We start from the raw sequence: 23,235 nt of genomic DNA, 5'->3' as shown, positions 1-23,235 counted from the left end.
GGCGCCCGGAACCGGCCAGGGCCCTCAACGGGGCCGGCGCGGCTTCACACCCATGGCCTCCTTGTGCCGGTCGATGCGGTCCTGCCGGCGCTGGTCGATCTTCTCCATGGCACGGCGCTTGGTGTAGCCCGTGGCATCCGCCCAGGCCCACCAGGCCGCGGTGACGGCGAACGGCGACAGCACCCACCACCAGCTCCACTGCGCGACCGGGCCGATCTCCAGGTACTTGAGCACGACCAGCAGGATTCCGAGACCCAGGGTATACATGATGGTGGCAACTCCGGCAGGGGTGGCGCGGGCAGGCAGCGGAACAGACCGCCACGGCACGTCAACCCCGCCCACTACAATTTCATTGAGCCGCATACTAACCCACACGAAAGCCCCCCATGAAGCGCACGCTCCCCCTCCTCCTGCTGGCCTTCTCCGCTGCCACGCCGGCCCTGGCCGACCAGGCCCTGGCCACGGCCAAGAACTGCATGGCCTGCCATGCCGTGGACAAGAAGCTCGTGGGCCCTTCCTACAAGGACGTGGCGGCCAAGTACGCCGGCCAGAAGGATGCCGTGGACAAGCTGGCCGCCAAGATCATGAAGGGAGGCTCCGGCGTGTGGGGCCCGGTGCCCATGCCGGCCAACTCCCAGGTGAATGAAGCCGACGCGAAGAAGCTGGCGGCCTGGGTGCTGTCGCTCAAGTAACCGGTCTTCCGCGGCAGGCAGCCACGGCAGGGTGGCTGCCGTATCGCCGCCCTCCAGCCGTGCTCGCCCGGCGCGAACGAAAAAGCCGCCCGGACCGGGCGGCTTTTTGTTTGGTGTGGTGCGGCAGCGGGACGAACGCCCTGCCGGACAGCTCACAGCACCGGATCGCGGCGCGTGCGCAACTGGTCTTCGAGCTGGCCCACATACGCCGCCGTGGCGTTGTCGGACTCCTGTACACGGGCCGCGACATGCGATTCCAGCACGTCGATGCGCGCCAGCAGCGCGGCCTGGCCCTGCTGGTGCTGCGATTCGAGGAAGGTTCGCAGTTCGGTGAAGCGCGAGGCCTCGGCCCGGTCGGCCAGTTCGCGCTGGGCCTGGAGCTCCTTGGCGTGGCGGCGGGTTTCCAGCAGCACGGAGCCCTGCAGCGACAGCACGTAGGCGATGAAGAAAACGCCCAGCAGCACGGTGAGCCCCAGCATCAGCAGGCCGAGGGGCGCCTGGAACGACGTGAAGCCGAGCGAAATGGCCGAAGGCGTGGCCAGGGTGCCCCAGTTGAGCGCGGCAAGCACGGCAATCGCCGCGACGATGAGCAGGATGACGATGGATCGGAAGGCCATGGTTGTTCTCCGGGGAGGGTGACGGGCGCAGCGCCGCGAGGGACGCGGCGGCGTTGGCACCCGGTTGTAACCCGGCCATGGCCATCCCGCCGGCGCGGGGCCGGCGAAACAGATTCCGTCCTACAGGACGCGCCAGCGAGTTGCTGCGCGCCGGGCCATCTGCGATGGCCCTCCTGGATCAGTTGGCTTGCGCCAACTGGTCCAGGATCGCGGGGTTTTCCAACGTACTCGTGTCCTGCGTGATCGCCTCGCCCTTGGCGATGGAGCGCAGCAGGCGGCGCATGATCTTGCCGCTGCGGGTCTTGGGCAGGTTGTCGCCGAAGCGGATGTCCTTCGGCTTGGCGATCGGTCCGATCTCCTTGGCCACCCAGTCGCGCAGCTCCTTGGCGATGGCCCTGGCCTCGTCGCCCGTGGGGCGCGGGCGCTTCAGGACCACGAAGGCGCAGATCGCCTCGCCGGTCAGGTCGTCGGGGCGGCCCACCACGGCGGCCTCGGCCACGAGGTCGGTCTTGGAGACAAGGGCCGATTCGATCTCCATCGTGCCCATGCGGTGGCCCGAGACGTTCAGCACGTCGTCGATGCGGCCGGTGATGCGGAAGTAGCCGCGGTCGGCACTGCGCACCGCGCCGTCGCCCGCCAGGTAGTAGCCCTTGAGCTCTTCGGGGAAGTAGCTTTTCTTGAAGCGCTCCGGATCGTTCCAGATGGTGCGGATCATGCTGGGCCAGGGGCGCTTGATGACCAGGATGCCGCCCGTGCCGTTGGGAATGTCGTTGCCGGATTCATCGACGATGGCGGCGGTGATGCCGGGCAGCGGCAGCGTGCAGGAGCCCGGCACCAGCGGCGTGGCGCCCGGCAGCGGGGTGATGACGTGGCCGCCGGTCTCGGTCTGCCAGAAGGTGTCCACGATGGGGCAGCGCTCGCCGCCCACGTTCTTGTGGTACCACATCCAGGCCTCGGGGTTGATGGGCTCGCCCACGCTGCCCAGGATGCGCAGGCTGGACAGGTCGGAGCTGGACGGGTGGACCGCCTTGTCGGCTTCTGCCGCCTTGATGAGCGAGCGGATGGCCGTGGGCGCGGTGTAGAAGATCGAGACCTTGTGGCGCTCGATCATCTGCCAGAAGCGGCCGGCGTTCGGGTAGGTGGGCACGCCCTCGAACACGACCTGCGTGGCGCCGGCGGCGAGCGGGCCGTAGGCCACGTAGGTGTGGCCGGTGATCCAGCCGATGTCGGCCGTGCACCAGAAAACGTCCTCGGGCTTGAGGTCGAAGGTCCAGTCCATCGTGAGCCTGGCCCACAGCAGGTAGCCGCCGGTGGAGTGCTGCACGCCCTTGGGCTTGCCGGTCGAACCGCTGGTGTAGAGGATGAAGAGCGGATGCTCCGCGCCGACAGGCACGGGCGCGCACTCGGCGCTCTGGCCGGCCAGGGCTTCATCGAAGGTCTTGTCGCGGCCTGCCACCATGTTGCAGGCCGTGGCGGTGCGCTGGAAGACGAGGATGCTGCGGATCGATTCGCAGCCGCCCATGGCGATGCCTTCATCGACGATGGCCTTGAGCGGCAGTTCCTTGCCGCCGCGCATCTGGTAGTTGGCGGTGACCACGGCCACCGCGCCCGCGTCGATGATGCGCTCCTGCAGCGCCTTGGCCGAGAAGCCGCCGAACACCACGCTGTGCGTGGCGCCGATGCGCGCGCAGGCCTGCATCGCCACCACGCCCTCGATGGTCATGGGCATGTAGATCAGCACGCGGTCGCCCTTCTTCACGCCCTCGGCCTTGAGCGCGTTGGCGAAGCGGCCCACGCGCTCCAGCAGCTCCCTGTAGGTGACCTTGGTGACGGCGCCGTCGTCGGCTTCGAAGATGATCGCGGTCTTGTTCTCGACCGGCGTACCGATGTGGCGGTCCAGGCAGTTGGCGCTGGCGTTCAGCTCGCCGTCGGCGAACCACTGGAAGAACGGGGCGTTGGACTCGTCCAGCGTGCGGGTGAAAGGCCTGGTCCACTGCACGTTCTCGCGTGCCAGGCGTGCCCAGAAGCCTTCGAAATCACGTTCGGCCTCGGCGCACAGGGCCTCGTAGCCGGCCATGCCGGAGATGCGCGCACCCTTCTCGCAGGCGGCGGGCGGGGGGAAGACGCGGTTTTCCACCAGCACGGATTCGATCGTGGACGATGACGCACTCATTTGCTTGTGTCTCCTGGGAGTCGTTGGAACAGGTTTTCGCCGGTACTTTCAGGGGGCCCACTTACATGCCACTGACGCACGCCCGCATGGGGCCGCAGCCCGCCACCGGCACGGCCCACATGCTACTCCCGGCACGGCGCCGCAGCGGGCGCTTCCACCCGCCCGGACAGGGCAGCAGCCCCACGGACCGCCGGCTCGACGGCAAGCCCTAGAATTCCGCCGCGACCTTCCCGCTCCCCGGTTTCCACCACTTTTTTCCCCACCGATATGGCCTTCCCCCAAGACTCTGCCCCGCGCCCGCAGGGCCCTGCCCTGAGCCCGCTCGCCTCGCTCATCTTCGCGAGCCGCTGGCTGCAGCTGCCCCTGTACCTCGGACTCATCGTCGCCCAGGGCGTGTACGTATGGCACTTCCTGGTGGAGCTCTGGCACCTCGTGGAGGCCGCCTTCGGCCACCAGCCTGCGCTGCAGGCGCTGGTCACGAGCATCGGCTACAAGCCGGGCGTGGAAGTCGTTGCGCTCAACGAGACCGTGATCATGCTGGTGGTGCTGGCGCTCATCGACGTGGTGATGATCTCGAACCTGCTCATCATGGTGATCGTGGGCGGCTACGAAACCTTCGTGAGCCGGCTCAACCTGCACACCCATCCCGACCAGCCCGAATGGCTGGGCCATGTCAACGCCTCGGTACTCAAGGTGAAGCTGGGGCTGTCCATCATCGGCATCAGCTCGATCCACCTGCTCAAGACCTTCATCAACGCAGCCAACTACGACACCAAGGTGCTGATGTGGCAGACCATCATCCACGTGGCGTTCCTGGCCAGTGCCATCGCGATCGCCTACACGGACCGGCTGCTGCACGTCTCGCACGAAAAGCACTGAAGCCCGCCGTGCGGCCGGCGCGTGGGGCGCCACGGTCGCGCTCGCGAATAACACATCCGTAAAAACCGGTGTTTTGACTCAAAAACACCGAATGCTTACACTTTGTGGGTGTTTTACCACCTGCAGTGCAGGTAATCCGGTCCCATCCTCCCATTGCGGAGTGCAGCAGGGCCCGGATCATTGAGTCGGCGCCGCCGCAGCCTTGCCTGTGGTCCGCCGGCGCCACGGCCGGTTCCGGCCCTGATGCCCCACGGGGCACCGGCGGAGTCCTCGCAGCCCCGACCTCTCCGCCGGGCGCCCCTCGCCCTTGCGCACCTTCCTGCGTGCCATGCGGGCCAAACCCCGGGCCACCGCCCACCTTTTTTCCGGCAACGCAGGCGCATGCTTTTTTCGCGGCGCCGCGCGGGGCCGCCGCATCAGGTTGCAGCCGATAGACCGGCCCCGTGCCCGGAAGGCGGTCCTGTGCCCAGGATCGCCGCCGGGCGTGTTCGTTCAACCCGTTCCGACCGAGGGAGGACCCACGACGTGGCCAAGCAAATCACCATCGACCATGTATTCAAGGTATTCGGCGACGCGCCCGATACCGCGCTCGAACTCGTGCGCCAGGGCTGCAGCAAGCAGGAGATCCTGGAGCGCACCGGCCAGTCCATCGGCGTCTTCGACGCCACCTTCACCATCGAGGCCGGCGAGATCTTCGTCGTCATGGGCCTGTCGGGCTCCGGCAAATCGACGCTGGTGCGCATGCTCAACCGCCTCATCGAGCCCACCGCGGGGCGCATCCTGGTCGAAGGCTCCGACATCAACGTGCTGCCGGACCGCGCCCTGCGGGCGCTGCGCCGCAAGGACATCAGCATGGTGTTCCAGTCGTTCGCCCTGATGCCCCACATGACCGTGCTCGACAACACCGCGTTCGGCCTGGAACTGGCGGGCGTGGCCCGCGCGGAGCGGGAGCAGCAGGCCGCTGCCGCGCTGGAGCAGGTGGGACTCGCCGCCTGGGCGCAGAGCTATCCGGACGAGCTCTCCGGCGGCATGCAGCAGCGCGTGGGGCTGGCCCGCGCGCTGGCGTCCGATCCATCCATCCTGCTGATGGACGAGGCCTTCTCGGCGCTCGACCCCATCATCCGCACCGAGATGCAGAGCGAACTGCTGCGGCTGCAGCAGATCCGCCGCCGCACCATCGTCTTCATCTCCCACGATCTCGACGAGGCCATGCGCATCGGCGACCGCATCGCCATCATGAAGGACGGGCACGTGGTGCAGGTCGGCACGCCGGACGAGATCCTGCGCAATCCGGCCAACGACTACGTGCGCAATTTCGTGCGCGGCGTGGACGCGGCTGCCGTGTTCAAGGCAGGCGACATCGCGCGCAAGCGGCTGACCGTGGTGCGCGAGCACACCGACCGGGGTTGCCGCCCCGCGCTGCAGCTCATCGAAGGGCATGACGACAACTTCGCCTACGTGGTCACGCCCGCGCAGCGGTACCTGGGCACCGTCTCCGGCGATTCGCTGCGGGCGGCACTGCAGGGCCACTCGGGTCCGCTGGGGCTGCAGCATGCCTTCATCCCGGAGGTGGGCACGATCCCGGCCGATGCCCCCGTGGCCGACCTGTTCGGCCAGGTCGCGCAGGCTCCGTGCGCCCTGCCGGTGGTGGATCCCGACGGCCGTTTCCGGGGCGTGGTCAGCAAGACCACGCTGCTGCGCTTCCTGGACCGCGACACCCCACCCGTGCCGCCGACGGTTCCGTCCCCCGCGCACGCGACCCGTTCCGCCGCATCCGAACCCGCAAGGAGCCACGCATGACCGCCACCCCGACGCTTCCTTCCTCCACCTCCACGACGGGTAACGACGCCCTCCAGGCCACCCAGGTGGCCCAGGCCCATCCCGCTCCGGCGCCCGACACCAACCCCTGGGCGGCAGCAGGCGACGGCCCTGCCGCCGTGGCTCCGTTCGGCACGCAGGCGGACCCTGCCACCGGCACGCCCCCGGCCGCACCTGCCGCAGACCCCTGGGCCGCCTCTTCGGCCACCGGGCCCGATGCCGGCGGCGCGGACTGGCTGAACGCCGCGCCCGACGCGTCCGCGAGCGGTGCCACGCTGCCTCACGACGCCCTGGCCAGCACGGGCGATCCGTCGCAGGCCGCGGGCGGCCTGCACCTGTCCCAGCTCTGGGACGGATCGCTTCCGGTGGAACACTGGATCAACCAGGGCCTGACCTGGACGGTGGAGCACTTCCGGCCCGCATTCCAGGCCGTGCGCGCACCGGTGGACGCCACGCTCGCCGGCGTGCAGTCGGTGCTCACCGGCCTGCCCACGCTGGGCATGATCGCCGTCGTGGGCCTGCTGGCATGGCAGTTCGCGGGCCGCGCGCTCGCCCTGGGCGCGGTGGTATCGCTGCTGCTGGTGGCGATGCTGGGCATCTGGCAGGAGGCGATGGTGACGCTGTCGCTCGTGCTCACCTCGCTGGCGTTCTGCCTGCTGCTGGGCCTGCCCCTGGGCATCCTGCTGGCCAGCAGCGACCGGGCACAGCGCCTGTTGCGCCCGGCGCTCGATGCCATGCAGACCACCCCAGCCTTCGTGTACCTCGTGCCGGTGGTGATGCTCTTCGGCATCGGCAACGTGCCGGGCGTGGTAGTGACCATCGTGTTCGCGCTGCCGCCGCTGGTGCGCCTCACCAACCTGGGCCTGCGGCAGGTGCGCCCCGACCTGGTGGAAGCCGCCCGCGCCTACGGAGCCTCGCCGCTGCAGATGCTCTGGAAGGTGCAGCTGCCGCTGGCCATGCCGTCGATCATGGCCGGTATCAACCAGGCCCTGATGCTGTCGCTTTCGATGGTCGTGATCGCCTCGATGATCGCCGTGGGCGGCCTGGGCCAGATGGTGCTGCGCGGCATCGGCCGACTGGACATGGGCCTGGCCACCGTGGGCGGTCTGGGCATCGTGCTGCTCGCGATCACGCTGGACCGCCTCACGCAGGCCATGGGCCAGCCGCGGCGTGGCGCACGCCACTGGTGGCAGACCGGCCCCGCTGGCCTGGTGGTGGCCGCCTTCACCGCGCTGCGCCCCGCCCCGGGGCAAGCCCCCCGCGGCGGCACCCCCACCGCGGAGCCCTTCTCCGCCCTGCCCGCAGCGGAAGAGCCCGCGCTGGCGGGGGCCGCCCGCTGACACACCCCATCCAGGAATCACTTCACCCCATGCACATCACTTTCCAACGCTCCTTTCCTACCCCGGCGGGCGTGCCGGCATTCGCCCGTGCCGCCGCCTGTGCCTTCGCCCTGGCCCTGGCCGCGCTGCCTGCCGGCGCGCAATCCCTGCCCGGCAAGGGCATTTCCGTGCAGCCGCTGCAAAGCTCCAATGCCGAGGAAACCTTCCAGACGCTGCTGGTGTCCCGCGCGCTGCAGAAGCTCGGCTACGACGTGCAGCCCATCAAGGAAATCGAATACGCCACGGCCCATCTCGCGGTCGCCAACGGCGACGCCACTTTCATTGCCGACCACTGGGATCCGCTGCATGCCGACTTCTACAAGAACGCCGGCGGCGACGCGAAGCTCTGGCGCAAGGGGGCCTACTCGCCCAACGCGGTGCAGGGTTACCTGATCGACCGCAAGACGGCTGAGCAGTACAAGATCACCCACATCGACCAGCTCAAGGACCCGAAGCTCGCGAAGCTCTTCGACGCCAACGGCGACGGGCGCGCCGACCTCACGGGCTGCAATCCGGGCTGGGGCTGCGAAGCGGTCATCGAGCACCAGCTCAAGGATTTCGGCCTGGCGGGCACGGTCACGCACGTGCAGGGCAGCTACGCGGCGCTGATGGCCGACACCATCGCGCGCTACAAGCAGGGCAAGCCCATCCTCTACTACACCTGGACGCCCTACTGGGTGAGCGGCGTGCTGCGCCCCGGCCGGGACGTGGTATGGCTGCAGGTGCCCCGCTCCTCGCTTCCGGGCGAGCAGGCCGGCATCAACACGAAGCTGCCGGACGGCAAGAACTACGGCTTCGTGCCGAACGTGCAGAAGATCGTGGCGAACAAGGCCTTCACCGAGAAGAACCCGGCAGCGGCGAAGCTCTTCGAAGTGATGCAACTGCCGGTGGCCGACATCAACGCGCAGAACCTCGCCATGCAGCAGGGCCAGAACCGGCAGGCCGACATCGAGCGCCACGTGGACGGCTGGATCCGGGCACACCAGCAGACCTTCGACGGCTGGATCGCGCAGGCGGCCGCCCACTGAAGCGGGCGCCCGCGGGGAGCGGGTCCATTTTTTCTCCTGAATCGGCGGGCACAGTCGAACCCATCCATACTGGAGGAACACAAAAATACCCGGTCGCGCCCCGCGCCCGCCGGCAAACCTGGACCCGCACAGCCTCCCCGCCCGAACCGATGCCACGACTGACCCTGCAGAGCAAAGCCTTCCTCGCGCTCAGCGTCCTGCTGGCCGTGCTGCTGGCACTGTTCGTGGGGTTCTCCCGCCTGGGCCTGCAGCGGGGGCTGGGTCCCTATATCGCAGAAATCGAACTCGGCCGGCTGGACTGGCTCGCGGAGCGACTGGAACGCGTCTATGTGCTGCACGGCGGCTGGCAGACCCTGCGCACGCAGCCCGAGCTGTGGCGCCAGATGCACAAGCCCGGCGCTGCGCTGCCCCGGGCGACCTTCGGGCCCTCCCGACCCGCCCCAACTGCAAGGCATGGTGATACATGCGATGTGGATGCCTATGCATTCGGCGACGGCAACCCGCCGTCCCCCGCCGGAGCGCCGTCCGGTAACGCCGCGCCCCCTTCTCCCGATCCCAACCAGCACGCGCTGTCGGTCCGCCTGGGGCTGGTCGACAGCAACCGCCAGCTGGTCGCGGGCGTCCAGCCCGTGCAGGGCACGGCCCGGCGCGTGCTGCGCGGCCCCCGCGGCGAAGCCATCGGCCAGCTCGTGCTGCTGCCGCCGCTGGACGTGGAGACCGAGGCGGACCAGGCCTTCCTGCGCGAGCAACTGGTGTTCGTCGCCTGGACGGGCGCCGCCGGCCTCATCCTGGCGCTCTGGCTGTCCTGGTGGCTGGCGCGGCGCTGGCTGGCCCCCATCGGCGCGCTGGTCCACGGGGCACGCCGGGTGGCCGGCGGCCGGCTGGACACGCGCGTGCCGGTGCAGGGCGACGACGAACTGGCGCGGCTCGCTTCCACGTTCAACGACATGGCGGAGCAGCTCGCGAACATGGAAGCCTCGCGCCGCCAGTGGATCGGCGACGTGGCACACGAACTCCGCACGCCCCTGGCGGCCATGCGCGCGGAGATCGAGGCCGTACAGGATGGCGTACGCACCTTCGACGACAGGACGGCACTGCGCCTGCACCGGCAGGTGATGCGGCTGATCCAGCTGGTGGGCGACCTGCGCGCGAGCCTCGACGCCGCAGGCGACGCCACGCCCACGGCCCCGGAGCCCGTGGAGCCGCTACCCCTGCTGTCGGAGGCCATGGCCTCGATGCAGGCGCGCTTCGACAACGCAGGCATCTCCCTGGACACGTCGGCGGTGGACGCCTGCGCGGGCAGCCACCCGCCGCCGGTGGTGCGGGGCGACGCGGCGCAACTGCACCGCGTGTACCTCAACCTGCTGGAAAACAGCCTGCGCTACACCGAAACGGGCGGCCGGCTCTGCATCGCCGCGCGCACCGAACGCAAGGCGGGCGAAGGCGCCTGGCTGGTGCTGCAATGGGACGATACGGCGCCCGGCGTCCCCGCACCGGAGTTGCCGCGCGTGTTCGACCGGCTCTACCGTGCCGAAGCCTCCCGCACCCGCGCCGCGGGCGACACCGGCGGCTCCGGGCTCGGGCTGGCCATCTGCCGGGCCATCGTGCAGGCGCACGGTGGACGGATCACCGCCGAGGCCTCGCCGCTGGGCGGCCTGCGCATTCTTCTCACCCTGCCCTTGCTGGAGACACCCATCCATGAACGATGACCCCCAACGCATTCTGGTGGTCGAGGACGAGCCCGACATCGCGGATGTCGTCCTGGACTACCTGCGGCATTCCGGCTTCGAGGCCGAACACGTGGCCGACGGCCATGCCGCGATCGCCCGCCTCACCGGCCCCACGCCGCCCGACCTCACCCTGCTCGACATCATGCTGCCCGGCATGGATGGGCTGGAAGTGCTCAGGCAGGCGCGCCGGCGCACCGACCGCCCCATCATCATGCTCACTGCGCGGGTGGAAGAGGTGGACCGGCTGATCGGGCTGGAACTGGGCGCTGACGACTACATCTGCAAGCCTTTCTCGCCCCGCGAGGTCGTCGCGCGGGTGCGCACGGTGCTGCGCCGCAGCACGGCCCGTCCGTCGCCGGCCGCGCAGGACGCGCCCCTGGTGCTCGATGAGGCCTTCTGGCAGGTGCATCTGCGCGGCACGCCCGTTTCGCTCACGCCGCGCGAGTTCCGCCTGCTGCAAGCCCTGGCGAGCCACAGCGGCAGGATCTTCTCTCGCGCCCAGCTGCTCGACATGGCATACGACGACACGCTCGATGTGAACGAACGCGCGATCGACAGCCACATCAAGAACCTGCGCCGCAAGCTGCGCGCCGCCGACGGCAGCGACCACGAATGGATCCGGTCGGTCTATGGCGTGGGCTTCTCGCTGGAGCCGCCGCAGGAGTGACGGGGCCGGCCGCCTGCGCGTCACGCTTCTTTCCCACCGGCGGGCCCTGGCGCTTCCTACAGCGCCGCGGCGCAAAACCGTGTGTGATGGACCCAGATCCGCACACAGGCCCGTCCATGTACCTCCCCGCCGACCCATCCGCCCGTTCCCGCGACGCCGGGCCCCGCCCCGCCCCGCCGGAGCGCCTGCCAGGCGGCCTGCGCTACGTCCACCCCGACACGCTGCCGGGGCTTACCCGCGTGCTGCGCGGCAAGCACTTCAGGTTCCGCACGCCCGACGGGCAGTGGGTGACGGACGAGGAGGAGATCGCCCGCATCCGCAAGCTGGCGATTCCTCCAGCCTACACGAATGTCTGGATCTGCCCTCTGCCCGAAGGACACCTGCAGGCCACCGGGCTGGATGCGCGCGGGCGCCGGCAGTACCGCTACCACCCCGAATGGCGCCAGCAGCGCGACGAGGCCAAGTTCGAACGCATGCAGGCCTTCGGCCGGGCGCTGCCCCGCATCCGCGCACGCGTGGCGCGCGACCTACAGCCGCGGCGCGGCGAGCCTGCGCTTTCGCGCGCGGTGGTGCTGGCGACCATCGTCCGTCTGCTGGACACCACCTTCCTGCGCGTGGGCAATGAGGAATACGCGGCTGCCAACCGCTCCTACGGCCTCACCACGCTGCGCAACCGGCATGCGGGCGTGCGCGGCAGCACCCTGACCCTGCGCTTTCGCGGCAAGAGCGGCGTGGAGCAGCAGGCGACCGTGGACGACCCGCGCGTGGCCCGCGTGGTGCGCCGGTGCCAGCAGTTGCCGGGGCAGGAGCTCTTCCAGTACGAGGACGAAGACGGCACGCGGCACACCGTGGGCTCCGGCGACGTGAACGACTACCTGCACGAGATCGCGGGCACGGACGACAGCGCGCCGGGTGGCGGCATGCGCTTCACCGCCAAGGATTTCCGGACCTGGCACGGCACGGCGCAGGCCCTGGAGCTCACGCGCATCGCCTGCACCCAACCCGAGGGCGCCCCGGTCGCGACGGCCAAGCACATCCTGGCCGAAGTGGCGCGCCAGCTGGGCAACACCCCGGCGGTGTGCAAGAAGTCCTACATCCACCCTGCCGTTCTCGAACTCGGCTCTCGGCTCGCGTCGGACGCAGGGCCCGGCATGCAGGCGGTGTGGGAGCGCATCGGCGAGCGCGCCGCCGGGGCCCGGGGCCTCAGCGCCGTGGAGCGCCGGCTGATGGCCTTCCTGCAGGACACGGCCCGGGCCCGGGCGCGCGCCGACAGGAAAGGCCGCGCCGCCCGGCCTGCCTCCGCGGCCCGGCGCACCCGCCGCAAGGCGGCGGCCTGAGCGGCGGCCGCGTCAGCGGCCCACCATGTTGCCGGGTACCACCCACTGGTCGAACTGCTCGCCCGTCACGTGGCCCGAAGCCACGGCCGCCTCGCGCAGCGAAGTGCCTTCCTTGTGGGCCTTCTTGGCGATGAAGGCTGCCTTGTCGTAGCCGATGTGGGTATTGAGCGCCGTCACCAGCATCAGGGAACGCTCCACCAGTTCGCCGATGCGCTCGCGGTTCGGCTCGATGCCCACGGCGCAGTGGTCATTGAAGCTCACCATGCCGTCGGCGAGCAGGCGCACGCTCTGCAGGAAGTTGTGGGCCACCATCGGGCGGAACACGTTCAGCTCGAAATTGCCGGAGGCGCCGCCGATGTTGATGGCCACGTCGTTGCCGAAGACCTGCGCCGCCAGCATGGTCACGGCCTCGCTCTGCGTGGGGTTCACCTTGCCCGGCATGATCGACGAGCCCGGCTCGTTCTCGGGGATCGTGATCTCCCCGATGCCGCTGCGCGGGCCGCTGGCCAGCCAGCGCACGTCGTTGGCGATCTTCATCATGCTGGCCGCCAGCGTCTTGAGCGCACCGTGGGCATGCACCAGCGCGTCGCACGACGCGAGCGACTCGAACTTGTTGGGCGAGGTGATGAAGGGCAGCCCCGTCAGCCGGGCCAGCTCCTTCGCCACGCCCTCGGCGTAGCCCTTGGGCGCGTTCAGCCCCGTGCCCACGGCGGTGCCGCCCAGCGCCAGTTCGCAGAGATGGGGCAGTGCGTCGCGCACATGCTTTTCGCCATGCGCCAGCTGGGCCACCCAGCCGGAGATCTCCTGGCCGAGCGTGAGGGGGGTCGCATCCTGCAGGTGCGTGCGCCCGATCTTCACGATGCCGTCGAACTCCGCCGCCTTCTTCTCCAGGGTGGCTCGCAGCTTCGCGATGGCGGGCAGCAGCCGGTGGGTGAGCGCTTCCACGGCCGCCACGTGCATGGCCGTGGGGAACACGTCGTTGCTGGACTGGCTGCGGTTCACGTCGTCGTTGGGATGGACCGCCCTGCCTTCGCCACGCTCGCCGCCGAGGATCTCGCTCGCGCGGTTGGCCAGCACCTCGTTCATGTTCATGTTGGTCTGCGTGCCGGACCCTGTCTGCCAGACGACGAGCGGAAACTCGTCCGGATGCTGGCCGGCGGCCACCTCGTCGGCGGCGGCGATGATGGCCTCGGTCTTCTTCGCGTCCTGCAGGCCCAGGGCGTGGTTCACGCTGGCCGAGGCGCGCTTGACCAGGGCCAGGGCATGGAGGATCTCGCGCGGCTGGCGCTCGCCGGAGATGTCGAAGTTCTGCAGCGAGCGCTGCGTCTGCGCGCCCCAGAGCCGGTGGGCCGGGACTTCGATGGGGCCAAAGGTATCGCGTTCCGTACGGGTGGACATGGATGGATTTCCGCTGGATGGAAGGTGTGAAGACTGGTGCAGCCACGCTGCGTGGGGTGCACCCCGGCCACAGCTGGCGCGTTCTCTTCGGGGCCGCGCTGGCGAGGAAGCCTCGCTGCACAGCATAAGCCAACGGAACGATTCTCATCCCGACCCCTTCTGCCAAGCCCCGGTGGCCTGCAAGGTCTGTAACCAATCGATACACTAATGGACCGCACTGCATGCTGCGGCCACCCACCATGTCCGCCCTCTCCAGTTACGCCGTCACCGCATTCATGCCATCGCGCTACGATCCGCTGGTGGTGGCGGCCTCCTTCGCCATCGCGGTGCTGGCCAGCTACGTGACGCTGGACCTGGCGCGCCGGGTGCATGTGTCGCAGCGTCACATCGGCGTGGTCTGGTGGGCCGCGGGCTCGGCGGTGATGGGCACGGGCATCTGGGCCATGCACTTCCTGGGAATGCAGGCCTTCCAGCTGCCCATCGTGCTGGGCTTTTCCGGCGGCCTCACGATGCTGTCCTGGCTCGCCGCGGTGCTGGCTTCGGCCCTGGCGCTGGGACTGGCCAGCCTGCCGCGGTTCGGCCGGTGGCAGATCCTTGTCGGCGCGGCCTTCATGGGCGCGGGCATCAGCGGCATGCACTACATCGGCATGGAAGCCATGAAGATGTCCATCGACATCGTGTGGGACCCGGTGCTGGTCGGGCTGTCGATCGCGGTGGCCTTTTTCGCGTCGGCCACCGCGCTGTACATCTTCCAGTGGCTCATCCACATCCGGCAGGACCGGCGCCGGACGTGGTACCAGGCGGCCTCGGCGCTAGTGATGGGCATCGCCATCTGCGGCATGCATTACACGGGCATGGCGGCCGCATCCTTCCCCGAAGGCGCGATCTGCCTGAGCGCCGACGGCCTGGGCGGCCCCGGCCTCACCGCCATGGTGGTGCTGTCGTCCGGCATGCTCTTGCTGAGCACGCTGTTCACATCCGTGCTGGACGCGCGCCTGCAGAGCACCGCGCGGCAGCTCAACGCGTCCCTGCAGGAGAGCAATGCCCGCCTCACCGAAGCCAATGCCCAGTTGCAGAAGCAGGCCTTCGCGGACCCCCTGACCCTGCTGCCCAACCGGCTGCTCTTCGAGGACCGGCTGTCCCACGCCCTGCTGCGCCTGGACCGCCTGCGGCGCCGCGATGCCGGCCAGCGCCTGGGCGTGATGTTCGTGGACCTGGACGGCTTCAAGCCCATCAACGACTCCTTCGGCCATGCGGCGGGGGACGCGATCCTGCGCAGCGCCGCCGAACGCCTTCGGCTGCAGGCCCGCGAGAGCGATACCGTGGCCCGCGTGGGCGGCGACGAGTTCCTGCTCCTGCTGGAAAACGTGAACGGCCCGGCCGACTGCCTCGCGGTGGCGCACCGGCTGCTCAACTCCCTGGGCCAGCCGTTCGAGGTGGCCGGCAAGACGGTGCAGATCGCCTGCTCCATCGGCATCGTCGTATATCCGGACCACGGCGAGCGCGACAAGCTCGTCGCGAACGCCGACGCCGCCATGTATGCCGCCAAGCGGGCCGGCGGCAACAGCTACGCGATGTTCGAGTCGCACATGGATTCCGACGCCACGGCCCAGCTGTCGCTGCAGCACGACCTGCGGCAGGCGATCCCCCGCGGAGAGCTGTCGCTGCACTACCAGCCCAAGATCGACGCCCGGCGCGGCCGCATCAACGGCGTGGAGGCGCTGCTGCGCTGGCGGCATCCGGAGCGGGGCAACGTCAGCCCGGTGGAATTCATCCCGGTGGCCGAGCGCTTCGGCCTGATCGCGCAGCTCGGCAACTGGGTGATCGAGGAGGCCTGCCGGCAGATGGCCGCGTGGACCTGGGACGGGCTGCGCATGCGCGTGGCCATCAACCTCTCGGCCTACCAGTTGCGAGAAAGCGGGCTCGCCGACCGCATCCGCGACGCCCTGCAGCGGCATGGCGTGCCGGCCTCGCACCTGCTGTGCGAGATCACCGAATCGGTCGCGATGGAGGACACGCGCGCCACCCAGCGGGCCATCGAGGAACTGGGGCGCATCGGCGTGTACCTGTCCATCGACGACTTCGGCACTGGCTACTCCAGCCTGCACTACCTGCGCAGCCTGCCGGCACGCCAGCTCAAGATCGACCGCAGCTTCGTGCGCGACCTGGAGGAGCAGGAAGACGCCCGCGCCGTGGTGGATGCGGTGGTGCGGCTGGCGCACGCCCTGGGCCTGCGCGTGGTGGCCGAGGGCGTGGAAACGGAAGGCCAGCGCGATATCCTCGCGGCCATGCACTGCGACGAGCTGCAGGGCTTCTACTTCGCCCGGCCCATGCCGGCAGACACGCTGCTCGCCTGGGCCGTGGGCGACAAGCCCGAAGGCGCGGCGGACTTCAGCCCTTCGATCATCGACCTGCAGGCGATCGGCCCGGCCGCGGACGTACCGGCCTGAGGTTCCACGACCCGCCCGCCCCTCGCCGGGGCGCGGCGCGATAATCACCGCCGTCAGTCCTACCTACAACGCATCCCCACCATGAGCACCACCATCCGGTACCACGACCTCGTGGAATCCGTCGCCGCGTCCCTGCAGTACATCAGCTACTACCATCCCGCCGACTTCATCGCCCACCTGGCCCGTGCCTACGAGCGCGAGCAGAGCCCGGCGGCCAAGGACGCGATGGCGCAGATCCTCACCAACAGCAAGATGAGCGCCACCGGCCAGCGCCCCATCTGCCAGGACACCGGCATCGTCAACGTGTTCCTGAAGATCGGCATGGACGTGCGCTGGGAAGGCTTCCCCGCCGGCCAGGGCCTGGAAGACGCCGTCAACGAGGGCGTGCGCCGTGGCTACAACCACCCGGACAACACGCTGCGCGCGAGCGTCGTGGCCGATCCGCAATTCCTGCGCAAGAACACGAAAGACAACACGCCCGCCGTGATCTTCACGCAGATCGTGCCCGGCAACACCGTGGACATCACCGTCGCGGCCAAGGGCGGCGGCAGCGAGAACAAGTCCAAGATGGTCATGATGAACCCCAGCGACAACCTGGTGGACTGGGTGCTCAAGACCGTACCCACCATGGGCGCCGGCTGGTGCCCGCCGGGCATGCTGGGCATCGGCATCGGCGGCACGGCCGAGAAGGCCGTCCTGCTCGCCAAGGAAAGCCTGATGGACGACCTGAACATGTACGAGCTGCAGGCCAAGGCCGCGCGCGGCGAAAAGCTCGACCAGGTGGAAGAACTGCGCCTGGAGCTGTTCGACAAGGTCAACGCCCTGGGCATCGGCGCGCAGGGCCTGGGTGGCCTGACCACCGTGCTGGACATCAAGATCAAGATGTACCCCACGCACGCGGCCTCCAAGCCCGTGGCCATGATCCCCAACTGCGCCGCCACGCGCCATGCGCACTTCGTGCTCGACGGCTCCGGCCCCGTGTACCTGGAAGCCCCGTCGCTGGACCTGTGGCCGAAGATCGACTGGGCACCCGACTACAACAAGAGCCGCCGCGTCAACCTCGACACGCTCACGCGCGAAGAGGTCGCCAGCTGGAAGCCCGGCGACACGCTGCTGCTCAACGGCAAGATGCTCACCGGCCGCGATGCTGCGCACAAGCGCATCCAGGACATGCTGGCCAGGGGCGAGAAGCTGCCCGTCGATTTCGCCAACCGCGTCATCTACTACGTCGGCCCGGTCGATCCGGTGCGTGACGAGGCCGTGGGCCCCGCAGGCCCGACCACGGCCACCCGCATGGACAAGTTCACCGAGATGATGCTGGCCGAGACGGGCCTGATCGCGATGATCGGCAAGTCCGAGCGCGGCCCGGTCGCCATCGAGGCGATCAAGAAGCACCAGTCGGCCTACCTGATGGCCGTCGGCGGCGCTGCCTACCTCGTCAGCAAGGCGATCAAGACCGCGAAGGTGGTCGGCTTCGAAGACCTCGGCATGGAAGCGATCTACGAGTTCGACGTGGTGGACATGCCCGTCACCGTGGCTGTGGATGCGGGCGGCACCAGCAAGCACATCACCGGCCCGGCCGAGTGGAGCCAGCGCATCGCCACCGGCGAGTTCAAGTCGATCGGCCTCGTGGCCGCCTGACGTGCCGTCCGCCACGCAGCGCCCCATCGGTGTGTTCGACAGCGGCGTCGGCGGCCTGAGCGTGCTGCGCGCGCTGCGGGCCGAACTGCCGCACGAGCGCTTCGTCTACCTGGCCGACAGCGGGCACGCACCCTACGGCGAGCGCGGCGATGCCTACGTGGCGGCACGCACCCATGCCATCACGACCTACCTGCAGCAGACGCACGGAATCAAGGCCCTGGTTGTGGCCTGCAACACCGCGACCGCGGCCGCCATCCATGAGGTGCGTGCCCGGCATGCCGGCCTGCCGCTGGTCGGCGTGGAGCCGGCACTCAAGCCTGCGCTGGCGCTCACGCGCACCGGCCGGGTGGGCGTGATCGGCACGCGAGGGACACTGGCGAGCGCGAAGTTCCAGCGCCTGCAGGCCTCGCTGCAGGGTGCCGTCGAATTCGTGGTGCAGCCTTGCGACGGGCTGGCCCACGCCATAGAGCGCAGCACGGCCGACACCCAACCCGACGCCCCGGCCACCGCCGAGATCCGCGCGCTCTGCGCCCGGTACACCGCGGCGCTCGGCCCATTCGGCACCGCACCCGGCGAGATCGACACGCTCGTGCTCGGCTGTACCCATTACATCTTCGCCGAGAATGCGCTGCGCGCGCACACCGGCCCGCACGTGCGCCTGGTGGAAACGGGCGAGCCCGTGGCGCGCCAGACACGCCGGCTACTCGAGGCGGCCGGCACCCTGGCCACGGCCCACGGGCCGGCTGCAGGCACTGCGAGCCTCTTCACCACCGGGGCCCTGCCCCTGCTGCAGGCGGCCGCGCACCGCTGGCTGCAATTGCCCGCATCGGCATGCGCCATGGTGGAGATGCTACAGGAAGCGGCCTGAGCCAGAACCCACGGCGGTTTCAGTGCACGGCCTACACGGCCAGGCCAGGGACTGTACGAGGCTGTGGAATCCGCGCGTGCCGTGTGCACGCAGCGCTTTCCCGGCCTTGCGGCAGCACCCCACGGAACCACGATGGAACACAACGCCCAGCTCCCCCTCTCGCGGCGCGATCTGCTGATCGCCAGCGCTTCATCGGCGGCGGCATCCGCCATGCCGGCCTCCGCTGCGAGCGCGCCGGAGGCGGCCCCGGCGCCGGTCCACGCCGCCGTCCGCATCAGCGTCAACGGCACGGCGCATGAGCTCCACCTCGATACCCGCACCACCCTGCTGGACGCGCTGCGCGAACATCTGCGCCTGACCGGCACCAAGAAGGGCTGCGACCATGGCCAGTGCGGAGCCTGCACGGTGCTGGTGGACGGCCGGCGCATGGTGTCGTGCCTCAGCCTGGCGGTGATGCACCCGGGCGCGAGCGTGACCACCATCGAAGGCCTGGGCACGCCCGCCGCGCCGCACCCGTTGCAGGCCGCCTTCGTCAAGCACGACGGCTACCAGTGCGGCTACTGCACGCCGGGCCAGATCTGCTCTGCCGTAGGCGCGCTCGACGAGTTGCGCCGCGGCGCCCCCAGCCATGCCAGCGCCGACATCGTGGCCCAGCCCATGCTGTCGGCCGAAGAGCTGCGCGAGCGCATGAGCGGCAACCTCTGCCGCTGCGGCGCCTATTCCAACATCGTGGATGCCATCACCGAAGTCGCGGAGGCTTGAGCAATGAAGCCCTTCAGCTACGAACGCGCGGCCTCGCCCGCGCAGGCCGCGGCCGCCATCGCCGCCCGGCCGGGCGCCAAATTCATCGCTGGCGGCACCAACCTGCTGGACCTGATGAAGCTGCAGATCGAGGCGCCGGCCCACTTGGTGGACGTGAACGGCATCGGCCTGGACACGGTGGAGCCCACGCCGCAGGGAGGGCTGCGCATCGGCGCGCTGGTGCGCAACAGCGACCTGGCCGCCCACCCGAGCGTGCGGCGCGACTACGGCGTGCTCACGCGGGCGCTGGTGGCGGGCGCATCGGGCCAGCTGCGCAACATGGCCACCACGGGCGGCAACCTGCTGCAGCGCACGCGCTGCCCGTACTTCTACGACACCCACATGCCCTGCAACAAGCGCCAGCCGGGCAGCGGCTGTTCGGCCATCGGCGGCTTCAGCCGCCAGCTCGCGGTGCTGGGGACCAGCGACGACTGCATCGCCACCCACCCGAGCGACATGGCCGTAGCGATGCGCGTGCTCGACGCCACGGTGGAAACCGTGCGTGCCGATGGTGCGACGCGCGTCATCCCCATCGCCGACTTCCACCGGCTGCCGGGCAATACCCCGCACATCGAGACCACCCTGCAGCCGGGCGAGCTCATCACCTCGGTCACGCTGCCGGCGCCCGTGGGAGGCACGCACATCTACCGCAAGGTGCGCGACCGGGCCTCCTACGCCTTCGCGCTGGTGTCGGTCGCAGCCATCGTGCAGCGCGACGGCACGGGCCGCGTGGCGCTGGGCGGCGTGGCGCACAAGCCCTGGCGCAGCGAGGCGGCCGAGGCCGCCATGCCCCAGGGCGCCAAGGCGGTGGCGGACCGGCTGCTGGCCGGCGCCCGGCCCACGCACGAAAACGCTTTCAAGCTGCCCCTGGCCGAGCGCACGCTGGCCGCAGCCCTGCAACAGGCCCGGAGCTGACCGCCATGAAGTTCGACACCCCCGCGACCGCCAACCCCATCGACCAGCTCAAGGTCGTGGGCCGGCCGGTGAACCGCATCGACGGCCTGCTCAAGACCACCGGCTCCGCGCCCTATGCGTACGAACGGCACGACGTCGCACCCGGCGCGGCCTACGGCTTCGTCGTGGGGTCGGCCATCCCGCGCGGCACCATCCGCCACATCGACCTCGAGCGTGCCCGGCAGGCCCCCGGCGTGCTGGCCATCGTCACGGCGCAGTCGGCCGGCAAGCTGGGCCAGGGCAGGATGAACACCGCCCCGCTGCTGGCCGGTCCGCAGGTCGATCACTACCACCAGGCCGTGGCGCTGGTGGTGGCCGAAACCTTCGAGCAGGCCCGCGCCGCCGCGCAACTGGTGCGCGTCGATTACGACCGCCAGCCCGGCAACTACGACCTCGCCGCAAGCAAGGGCTCGGCCACCCGCCCCAAGGACATCAACGGCGATGCGCCCGACACGGCGGTGGGCGACTTCGCGGGCGCCTTCGCCGCCGCACCGGTGCAGATCGATGCCACCTACACCACGCCCGACCAGTCGCACGCCATGATGGAGCCGCACGCCACCATCGCCGCCTGGAAGGGCGACGAACTCACCGTGTGGACCTCGAACCAGATGATCGCCTGGGGCCAGGGCGAACTCGCGAAGACGCTGGGCATCCCGAAGGACAAGGTGCGGCTGGTGTCGCCCTTCATCGGCGGCGGCTTCGGCGGCAAGCTCTTCCTGCGGGCCGATGCGCTGCTGGCGGCGCTCGGTGCACGTGCGGCGAAGCGGCCGGTCAAGGTGGCGCTGCAGCGTCCGCTGATGATGAACAACACCACGCACCGGCCTGCCACCATCCAGCGCGTGCGCATCGGTGCCGACGCACAGGGCCGGATCCTCGCGATCGGCCATGAGTGCTGGTCGGGCGACCTGCCCGGCGGCCAGGCCGACGGCGCCGTCGACCAGACCCGCAGGCTCTACGCGGGTGCGAACCGCATGACCGCCACGCGCCTGGCCGAACTGCACCTGCCCGAGGCCAACGCCATGCGCGCGCCGGGCGAGACCACCGGCCACATGGCACTCGAAATCGCCATGGACGAGCTGGCCGGGAAGCTCGGCATGGATCCGGTGGAACTGCGCATCCGCAACGACACGCAGTTCGTGCCCGACACCACGGGGGAAAAGGGCGGCGGCGACAAACCCGGCAGCAAGCGCCCCGAAAAGCCCTTCTCCCAACGCCAATTGGTGGAGTGCCTGCGGCTGGGCGCCGAACGCTTTGGCTGGAATGCGCGCAACCCACTTCCGGCGCAGCGCCGCGAAGGTGCCTGGTGGGTGGGGCTGGGCGTGGCCTCGGCCTACCGCGGCGCACCCGTCATGAAATCCGCCGCCCGCGTGCGGCTGGACGGACAGGGCCGCGTCCTGGTCGAAACCGACATGACCGACATCGGCACCGGCAGCTACACCATCATCGCCCAGACCGCCGCCGAGATGATGGGCGTGCCGCTCTCGCGCGTGGCGGTGCGGCTGGGCGATTCCGACTTTCCCGTCTCGGCCGGCTCGGGTGGCCAGTGGGGCGCGGCCAGTTCCACTTCGGGCGTCTATGCCGCCTGCGTGAAGCTGCGCGAGGCCGTCACCCGGAAGCTGGGCCTGGACGCGTCCACCGCCCGGTTCGCCGACGGGCAGGTGTCGGCTGGCGACCGCAGCGTGGCGCTGGCCGATGCCGCCCGCGACGGCGAACTGGTGGCCGAGGACGGCATCGAGTTCGGCGTGCTGGAAAAGGAAACCCAGCAGTCCACCTTCGGCGCGCATTTCGTCGAGGTCGCCGTGGATGCATTCACGGCCGAGGTGCGCGTGCGCCGCATGCTGGCCGTGTGCGCGGCGGGCCGCATCCTCAACCCCCTGTCGGCACGCAGCCAGGTGATCGGCGCCATGACCATGGGCGTGGGCGGCGCGCTGATGGAAGAACTCGCGGTGGACACGCGCCTGGGCTTCTTCGTCAACCACGACCTGGCCGGCTACGAGGTGCCGGTGCATGCCGACATCCCGCACCAGGAGGTCGTATTCCTGGACGAGCCCGATCCCCGCGCATCGCCCATGAAGGCCAAGGGCGTGGGAGAGCTGGGCATTTGCGGAGTGAGCGCGGCCATCGCCAATGCCATCTACAACGCGACCGGCGTGCGCGTACGGGACTACCCCGTCACGCTGGACAAGCTGATCGCCGGGCTTCCGCGCATGGCGGGCTGAGCGCGGCCCATCAGTCCCTCCAGAGCGGCTCGCCGCCCCCTTCCAGGTAGGTCAGGTACACGCGGGTGTCGAACTCGTACTGGTGGTAGCCCGGCTCCATGGATTCGCACAGCTGGTAGAAGGCCTTGCCATGGTCCCGCTCGCGCAGGTGGGCCAGTTCATGCACCACGATCATGCGCAGGAACTCGTCCGGCACCTGCTTGAACATGGACGCCACGCGGATCTCGTGGCGGGCCGCCAGCCGGCCTCCCTGCACCCGCGAAGAGGCCGTGTGCAGGCCCAGGGCATGGCGCATGACGTGGATCTTGCTGTCGAACACCACCTTGTTGACCGGTGCCGCATGGCGCAGGTGGCGCGCCCGGAGGTCGGCCGCATAGCGGTAGAGGGATTTGTCGTCGCGCACGGCATGCGGGCGCGGGTACCTGCGCAGCAGCACGCTGCCCAGTTCCGAGGCCTCGGCCAGCGCGGCCACCTGGGCGCGCAAGCCCTCGGGATAGCCCTGCAGATAGGGCATGGGATGGCGGGGAGGGATGGAGGAAGCGGACATGCGGAAATCACGTTCCGGGGCGGCCCGCAGTACCGAA

General features: G+C 69.7%; 20 protein-coding genes. 15 read left to right on the top strand and 5 right to left on the bottom strand.

Features of this window, described 5'->3' with window-relative positions; genetic code table 11:
- Positions 1-24: 24 nt before the first annotated feature.
- Positions 25-267, bottom strand: a complete 243-nt coding sequence (locus ACAV_RS07600; protein WP_013593985.1) for a TIGR04438 family Trp-rich protein — start codon at positions 265-267, stop codon at positions 25-27.
- 119 nt (positions 268-386) lie between these two features.
- Here ACAV_RS07600 and ACAV_RS07595 point away from each other — a divergent pair, with 119 nt between their 5' ends.
- Positions 387-692, top strand: coding sequence for a c-type cytochrome (locus ACAV_RS07595; RefSeq protein ID WP_013593984.1), 306 nt, complete (start codon positions 387-389; stop codon positions 690-692).
- A gap of 152 nt (positions 693-844) precedes the next feature.
- On the opposite strand, the gene ACAV_RS07590 is transcribed toward ACAV_RS07595, so the two are convergent.
- Positions 845-1,309 carry a hypothetical protein gene (locus ACAV_RS07590; protein WP_013593983.1) on the bottom strand — a complete coding sequence of 155 codons (465 nt, stop codon included), beginning with the start codon at positions 1,307-1,309 and terminating at the stop codon, positions 845-847.
- Positions 1,310-1,487: 178 nt separating this feature from the next.
- Positions 1,488-3,482, bottom strand: coding sequence for an acetate--CoA ligase (gene acs / locus ACAV_RS07585; protein ID WP_013593982.1), 1,995 nt, complete (start codon positions 3,480-3,482; stop codon positions 1,488-1,490).
- A 65-nt stretch (positions 3,483-3,547) separates the two neighbouring features.
- Between acs and ACAV_RS24510 the strand changes: the two genes are divergently transcribed.
- The 8 genes from ACAV_RS24510 (at position 3,548) to ACAV_RS07550 (ending at position 12,320) form a co-directional block, all read left to right on the top strand.
- Positions 3,548-3,694, top strand: a complete 147-nt coding sequence (locus tag ACAV_RS24510; RefSeq protein WP_013593981.1) for a hypothetical protein — start codon at positions 3,548-3,550, stop codon at positions 3,692-3,694.
- 55 nt (positions 3,695-3,749) lie between these two features.
- Entirely contained in the window at positions 3,750-4,361 is a 612-nt protein-coding gene (locus ACAV_RS07580; protein WP_013593980.1) for a TIGR00645 family protein, read from the top strand.
- A 525-nt stretch (positions 4,362-4,886) separates the two neighbouring features.
- Entirely contained in the window at positions 4,887-6,161 is a 1,275-nt protein-coding gene (gene proV / locus ACAV_RS07575; RefSeq protein ID WP_013593979.1) for a glycine betaine/L-proline ABC transporter ATP-binding protein ProV, read from the top strand.
- On the top strand, positions 6,158-7,519 hold the full coding sequence (gene proW / locus ACAV_RS07570) for a glycine betaine/L-proline ABC transporter permease ProW (protein WP_013593978.1): 1,362 nt from the start codon (positions 6,158-6,160) through the stop codon (positions 7,517-7,519). The genes proV and proW overlap by 4 nt, the downstream gene beginning before the upstream one ends.
- A gap of 29 nt (positions 7,520-7,548) precedes the next feature.
- Complete coding sequence (proX, locus tag ACAV_RS07565) at positions 7,549-8,586, top strand: glycine betaine/L-proline ABC transporter substrate-binding protein ProX (protein WP_013593977.1); 1,038 nt, start codon at positions 7,549-7,551, stop codon at positions 8,584-8,586.
- A gap of 149 nt (positions 8,587-8,735) precedes the next feature.
- Positions 8,736-10,295: an ATP-binding protein gene (locus ACAV_RS07560; protein WP_013593976.1), complete on the top strand. Its 1,560-nt coding sequence runs from the start codon at positions 8,736-8,738 to the stop codon at positions 10,293-10,295.
- The gene (locus tag ACAV_RS07555) at positions 10,285-10,983 is read left to right on the top strand and encodes a response regulator (protein ID WP_013593975.1); all 699 of its coding nucleotides are present in this window, start codon (positions 10,285-10,287) and stop codon (positions 10,981-10,983) included. Before ACAV_RS07560 ends, ACAV_RS07555 begins: the two co-directional genes overlap by 11 nt.
- A gap of 116 nt (positions 10,984-11,099) precedes the next feature.
- Positions 11,100-12,320, top strand: coding sequence for a DNA topoisomerase IB (locus ACAV_RS07550; RefSeq protein ID WP_013593974.1), 1,221 nt, complete (start codon positions 11,100-11,102; stop codon positions 12,318-12,320).
- A gap of 12 nt (positions 12,321-12,332) precedes the next feature.
- Here the strand turns inward: ACAV_RS07550 and fumC are convergent, their stop codons facing one another.
- Complete coding sequence (gene fumC, locus ACAV_RS07545) at positions 12,333-13,718, bottom strand: class II fumarate hydratase (RefSeq protein ID WP_013593973.1); 1,386 nt, start codon at positions 13,716-13,718, stop codon at positions 12,333-12,335.
- Positions 13,719-13,957: 239 nt separating this feature from the next.
- On the opposite strand from fumC, the gene ACAV_RS07540 reads away from it, so the two are divergent.
- The 6 genes from ACAV_RS07540 to paoC all read left to right on the top strand — a co-directional run bounded on the left by ACAV_RS07540 (position 13,958) and on the right by paoC (position 22,651).
- Positions 13,958-16,168 (top strand): putative bifunctional diguanylate cyclase/phosphodiesterase, encoded by a 2,211-nt coding sequence (locus ACAV_RS07540; RefSeq protein WP_244875528.1) that lies wholly within the window; start codon positions 13,958-13,960, stop codon positions 16,166-16,168.
- 81 nt (positions 16,169-16,249) lie between these two features.
- Complete coding sequence (locus tag ACAV_RS07535; RefSeq protein WP_013593971.1) at positions 16,250-17,809, top strand: fumarate hydratase; 1,560 nt, start codon at positions 16,250-16,252, stop codon at positions 17,807-17,809.
- 1 nt (position 17,810) lies between these two features.
- Entirely contained in the window at positions 17,811-18,677 is an 867-nt protein-coding gene (gene murI, locus ACAV_RS07530; protein WP_013593970.1) for a glutamate racemase, read from the top strand.
- Positions 18,678-18,809: 132 nt separating this feature from the next.
- Positions 18,810-19,439 (top strand): aldehyde dehydrogenase iron-sulfur subunit PaoA, encoded by a 630-nt coding sequence (gene paoA / locus ACAV_RS07525; RefSeq protein WP_013593969.1) that lies wholly within the window; start codon positions 18,810-18,812, stop codon positions 19,437-19,439.
- A gap of 3 nt (positions 19,440-19,442) precedes the next feature.
- Positions 19,443-20,393, top strand: a complete 951-nt coding sequence (locus tag ACAV_RS07520) for an FAD binding domain-containing protein (RefSeq protein ID WP_013593968.1) — start codon at positions 19,443-19,445, stop codon at positions 20,391-20,393.
- Positions 20,394-20,398: 5 nt separating this feature from the next.
- On the top strand, positions 20,399-22,651 hold the full coding sequence (gene paoC / locus ACAV_RS07515; RefSeq protein ID WP_013593967.1) for an aldehyde oxidoreductase molybdenum-binding subunit PaoC: 2,253 nt from the start codon (positions 20,399-20,401) through the stop codon (positions 22,649-22,651).
- A 10-nt stretch (positions 22,652-22,661) separates the two neighbouring features.
- Here paoC and ACAV_RS07510 read toward each other — a convergent pair whose 3' ends face one another.
- The gene (locus ACAV_RS07510) at positions 22,662-23,198 is read right to left on the bottom strand and encodes a M48 metallopeptidase family protein (RefSeq protein ID WP_049791064.1); all 537 of its coding nucleotides are present in this window, start codon (positions 23,196-23,198) and stop codon (positions 22,662-22,664) included.
- Positions 23,199-23,235 lie beyond the last annotated feature (37 nt).

Origin of the sequence: Paracidovorax avenae ATCC 19860 (assembly GCF_000176855.2) — a bacterium.
In the GTDB taxonomy this organism is placed as follows: Bacteria; Pseudomonadota; Gammaproteobacteria; order Burkholderiales; family Burkholderiaceae_C; genus Paracidovorax; species Paracidovorax avenae.
The sequence above is the reverse complement of the archived record's forward strand: the minus strand, read 5'-3'. Positions and strand labels throughout refer to the sequence as shown.

Excerpts from the sequence above, each read along its gene's own strand:
- ACAV_RS07555 (WP_013593975.1), top strand. The coding sequence starts at position 10,285 with ATGAACGATGACCCCCAACGCATTCTGGTGGTCGAGGACGAGCCCGAC.
- ACAV_RS07560 (WP_013593976.1), top strand. The coding sequence starts at position 8,736 with ATGCCACGACTGACCCTGCAGAGCAAAGCCTTCCTCGCGCTCAGCGTC.
- acs (WP_013593982.1), bottom strand. The coding sequence starts at position 3,482 with ATGAGTGCGTCATCGTCCACGATCGAATCCGTGCTGGTGGAAAACCGC.
- proW (WP_013593978.1), top strand. The coding sequence starts at position 6,158 with ATGACCGCCACCCCGACGCTTCCTTCCTCCACCTCCACGACGGGTAAC.
- paoC (WP_013593967.1), top strand. The coding sequence starts at position 20,399 with ATGAAGTTCGACACCCCCGCGACCGCCAACCCCATCGACCAGCTCAAG.
- ACAV_RS24510 (WP_013593981.1), top strand. The coding sequence starts at position 3,548 with ATGCCACTGACGCACGCCCGCATGGGGCCGCAGCCCGCCACCGGCACG.
- ACAV_RS07580 (WP_013593980.1), top strand. The coding sequence starts at position 3,750 with ATGGCCTTCCCCCAAGACTCTGCCCCGCGCCCGCAGGGCCCTGCCCTG.
- ACAV_RS07595 (WP_013593984.1), top strand. The coding sequence starts at position 387 with ATGAAGCGCACGCTCCCCCTCCTCCTGCTGGCCTTCTCCGCTGCCACG.
- ACAV_RS07540 (WP_244875528.1), top strand. The coding sequence starts at position 13,958 with ATGTCCGCCCTCTCCAGTTACGCCGTCACCGCATTCATGCCATCGCGC.
- proX (WP_013593977.1), top strand. The coding sequence starts at position 7,549 with ATGCACATCACTTTCCAACGCTCCTTTCCTACCCCGGCGGGCGTGCCG.
- ACAV_RS07520 (WP_013593968.1), top strand. The coding sequence starts at position 19,443 with ATGAAGCCCTTCAGCTACGAACGCGCGGCCTCGCCCGCGCAGGCCGCG.
- ACAV_RS07550 (WP_013593974.1), top strand. The coding sequence starts at position 11,100 with ATGTACCTCCCCGCCGACCCATCCGCCCGTTCCCGCGACGCCGGGCCC.
- ACAV_RS07600 (WP_013593985.1), bottom strand. The coding sequence starts at position 267 with ATGTATACCCTGGGTCTCGGAATCCTGCTGGTCGTGCTCAAGTACCTG.
- ACAV_RS07510 (WP_049791064.1), bottom strand. The coding sequence starts at position 23,198 with ATGTCCGCTTCCTCCATCCCTCCCCGCCATCCCATGCCCTATCTGCAG.
- paoA (WP_013593969.1), top strand. The coding sequence starts at position 18,810 with ATGGAACACAACGCCCAGCTCCCCCTCTCGCGGCGCGATCTGCTGATC.
- ACAV_RS07535 (WP_013593971.1), top strand. The coding sequence starts at position 16,250 with ATGAGCACCACCATCCGGTACCACGACCTCGTGGAATCCGTCGCCGCG.
- fumC (WP_013593973.1), bottom strand. The coding sequence starts at position 13,718 with ATGTCCACCCGTACGGAACGCGATACCTTTGGCCCCATCGAAGTCCCG.
- ACAV_RS07590 (WP_013593983.1), bottom strand. The coding sequence starts at position 1,309 with ATGGCCTTCCGATCCATCGTCATCCTGCTCATCGTCGCGGCGATTGCC.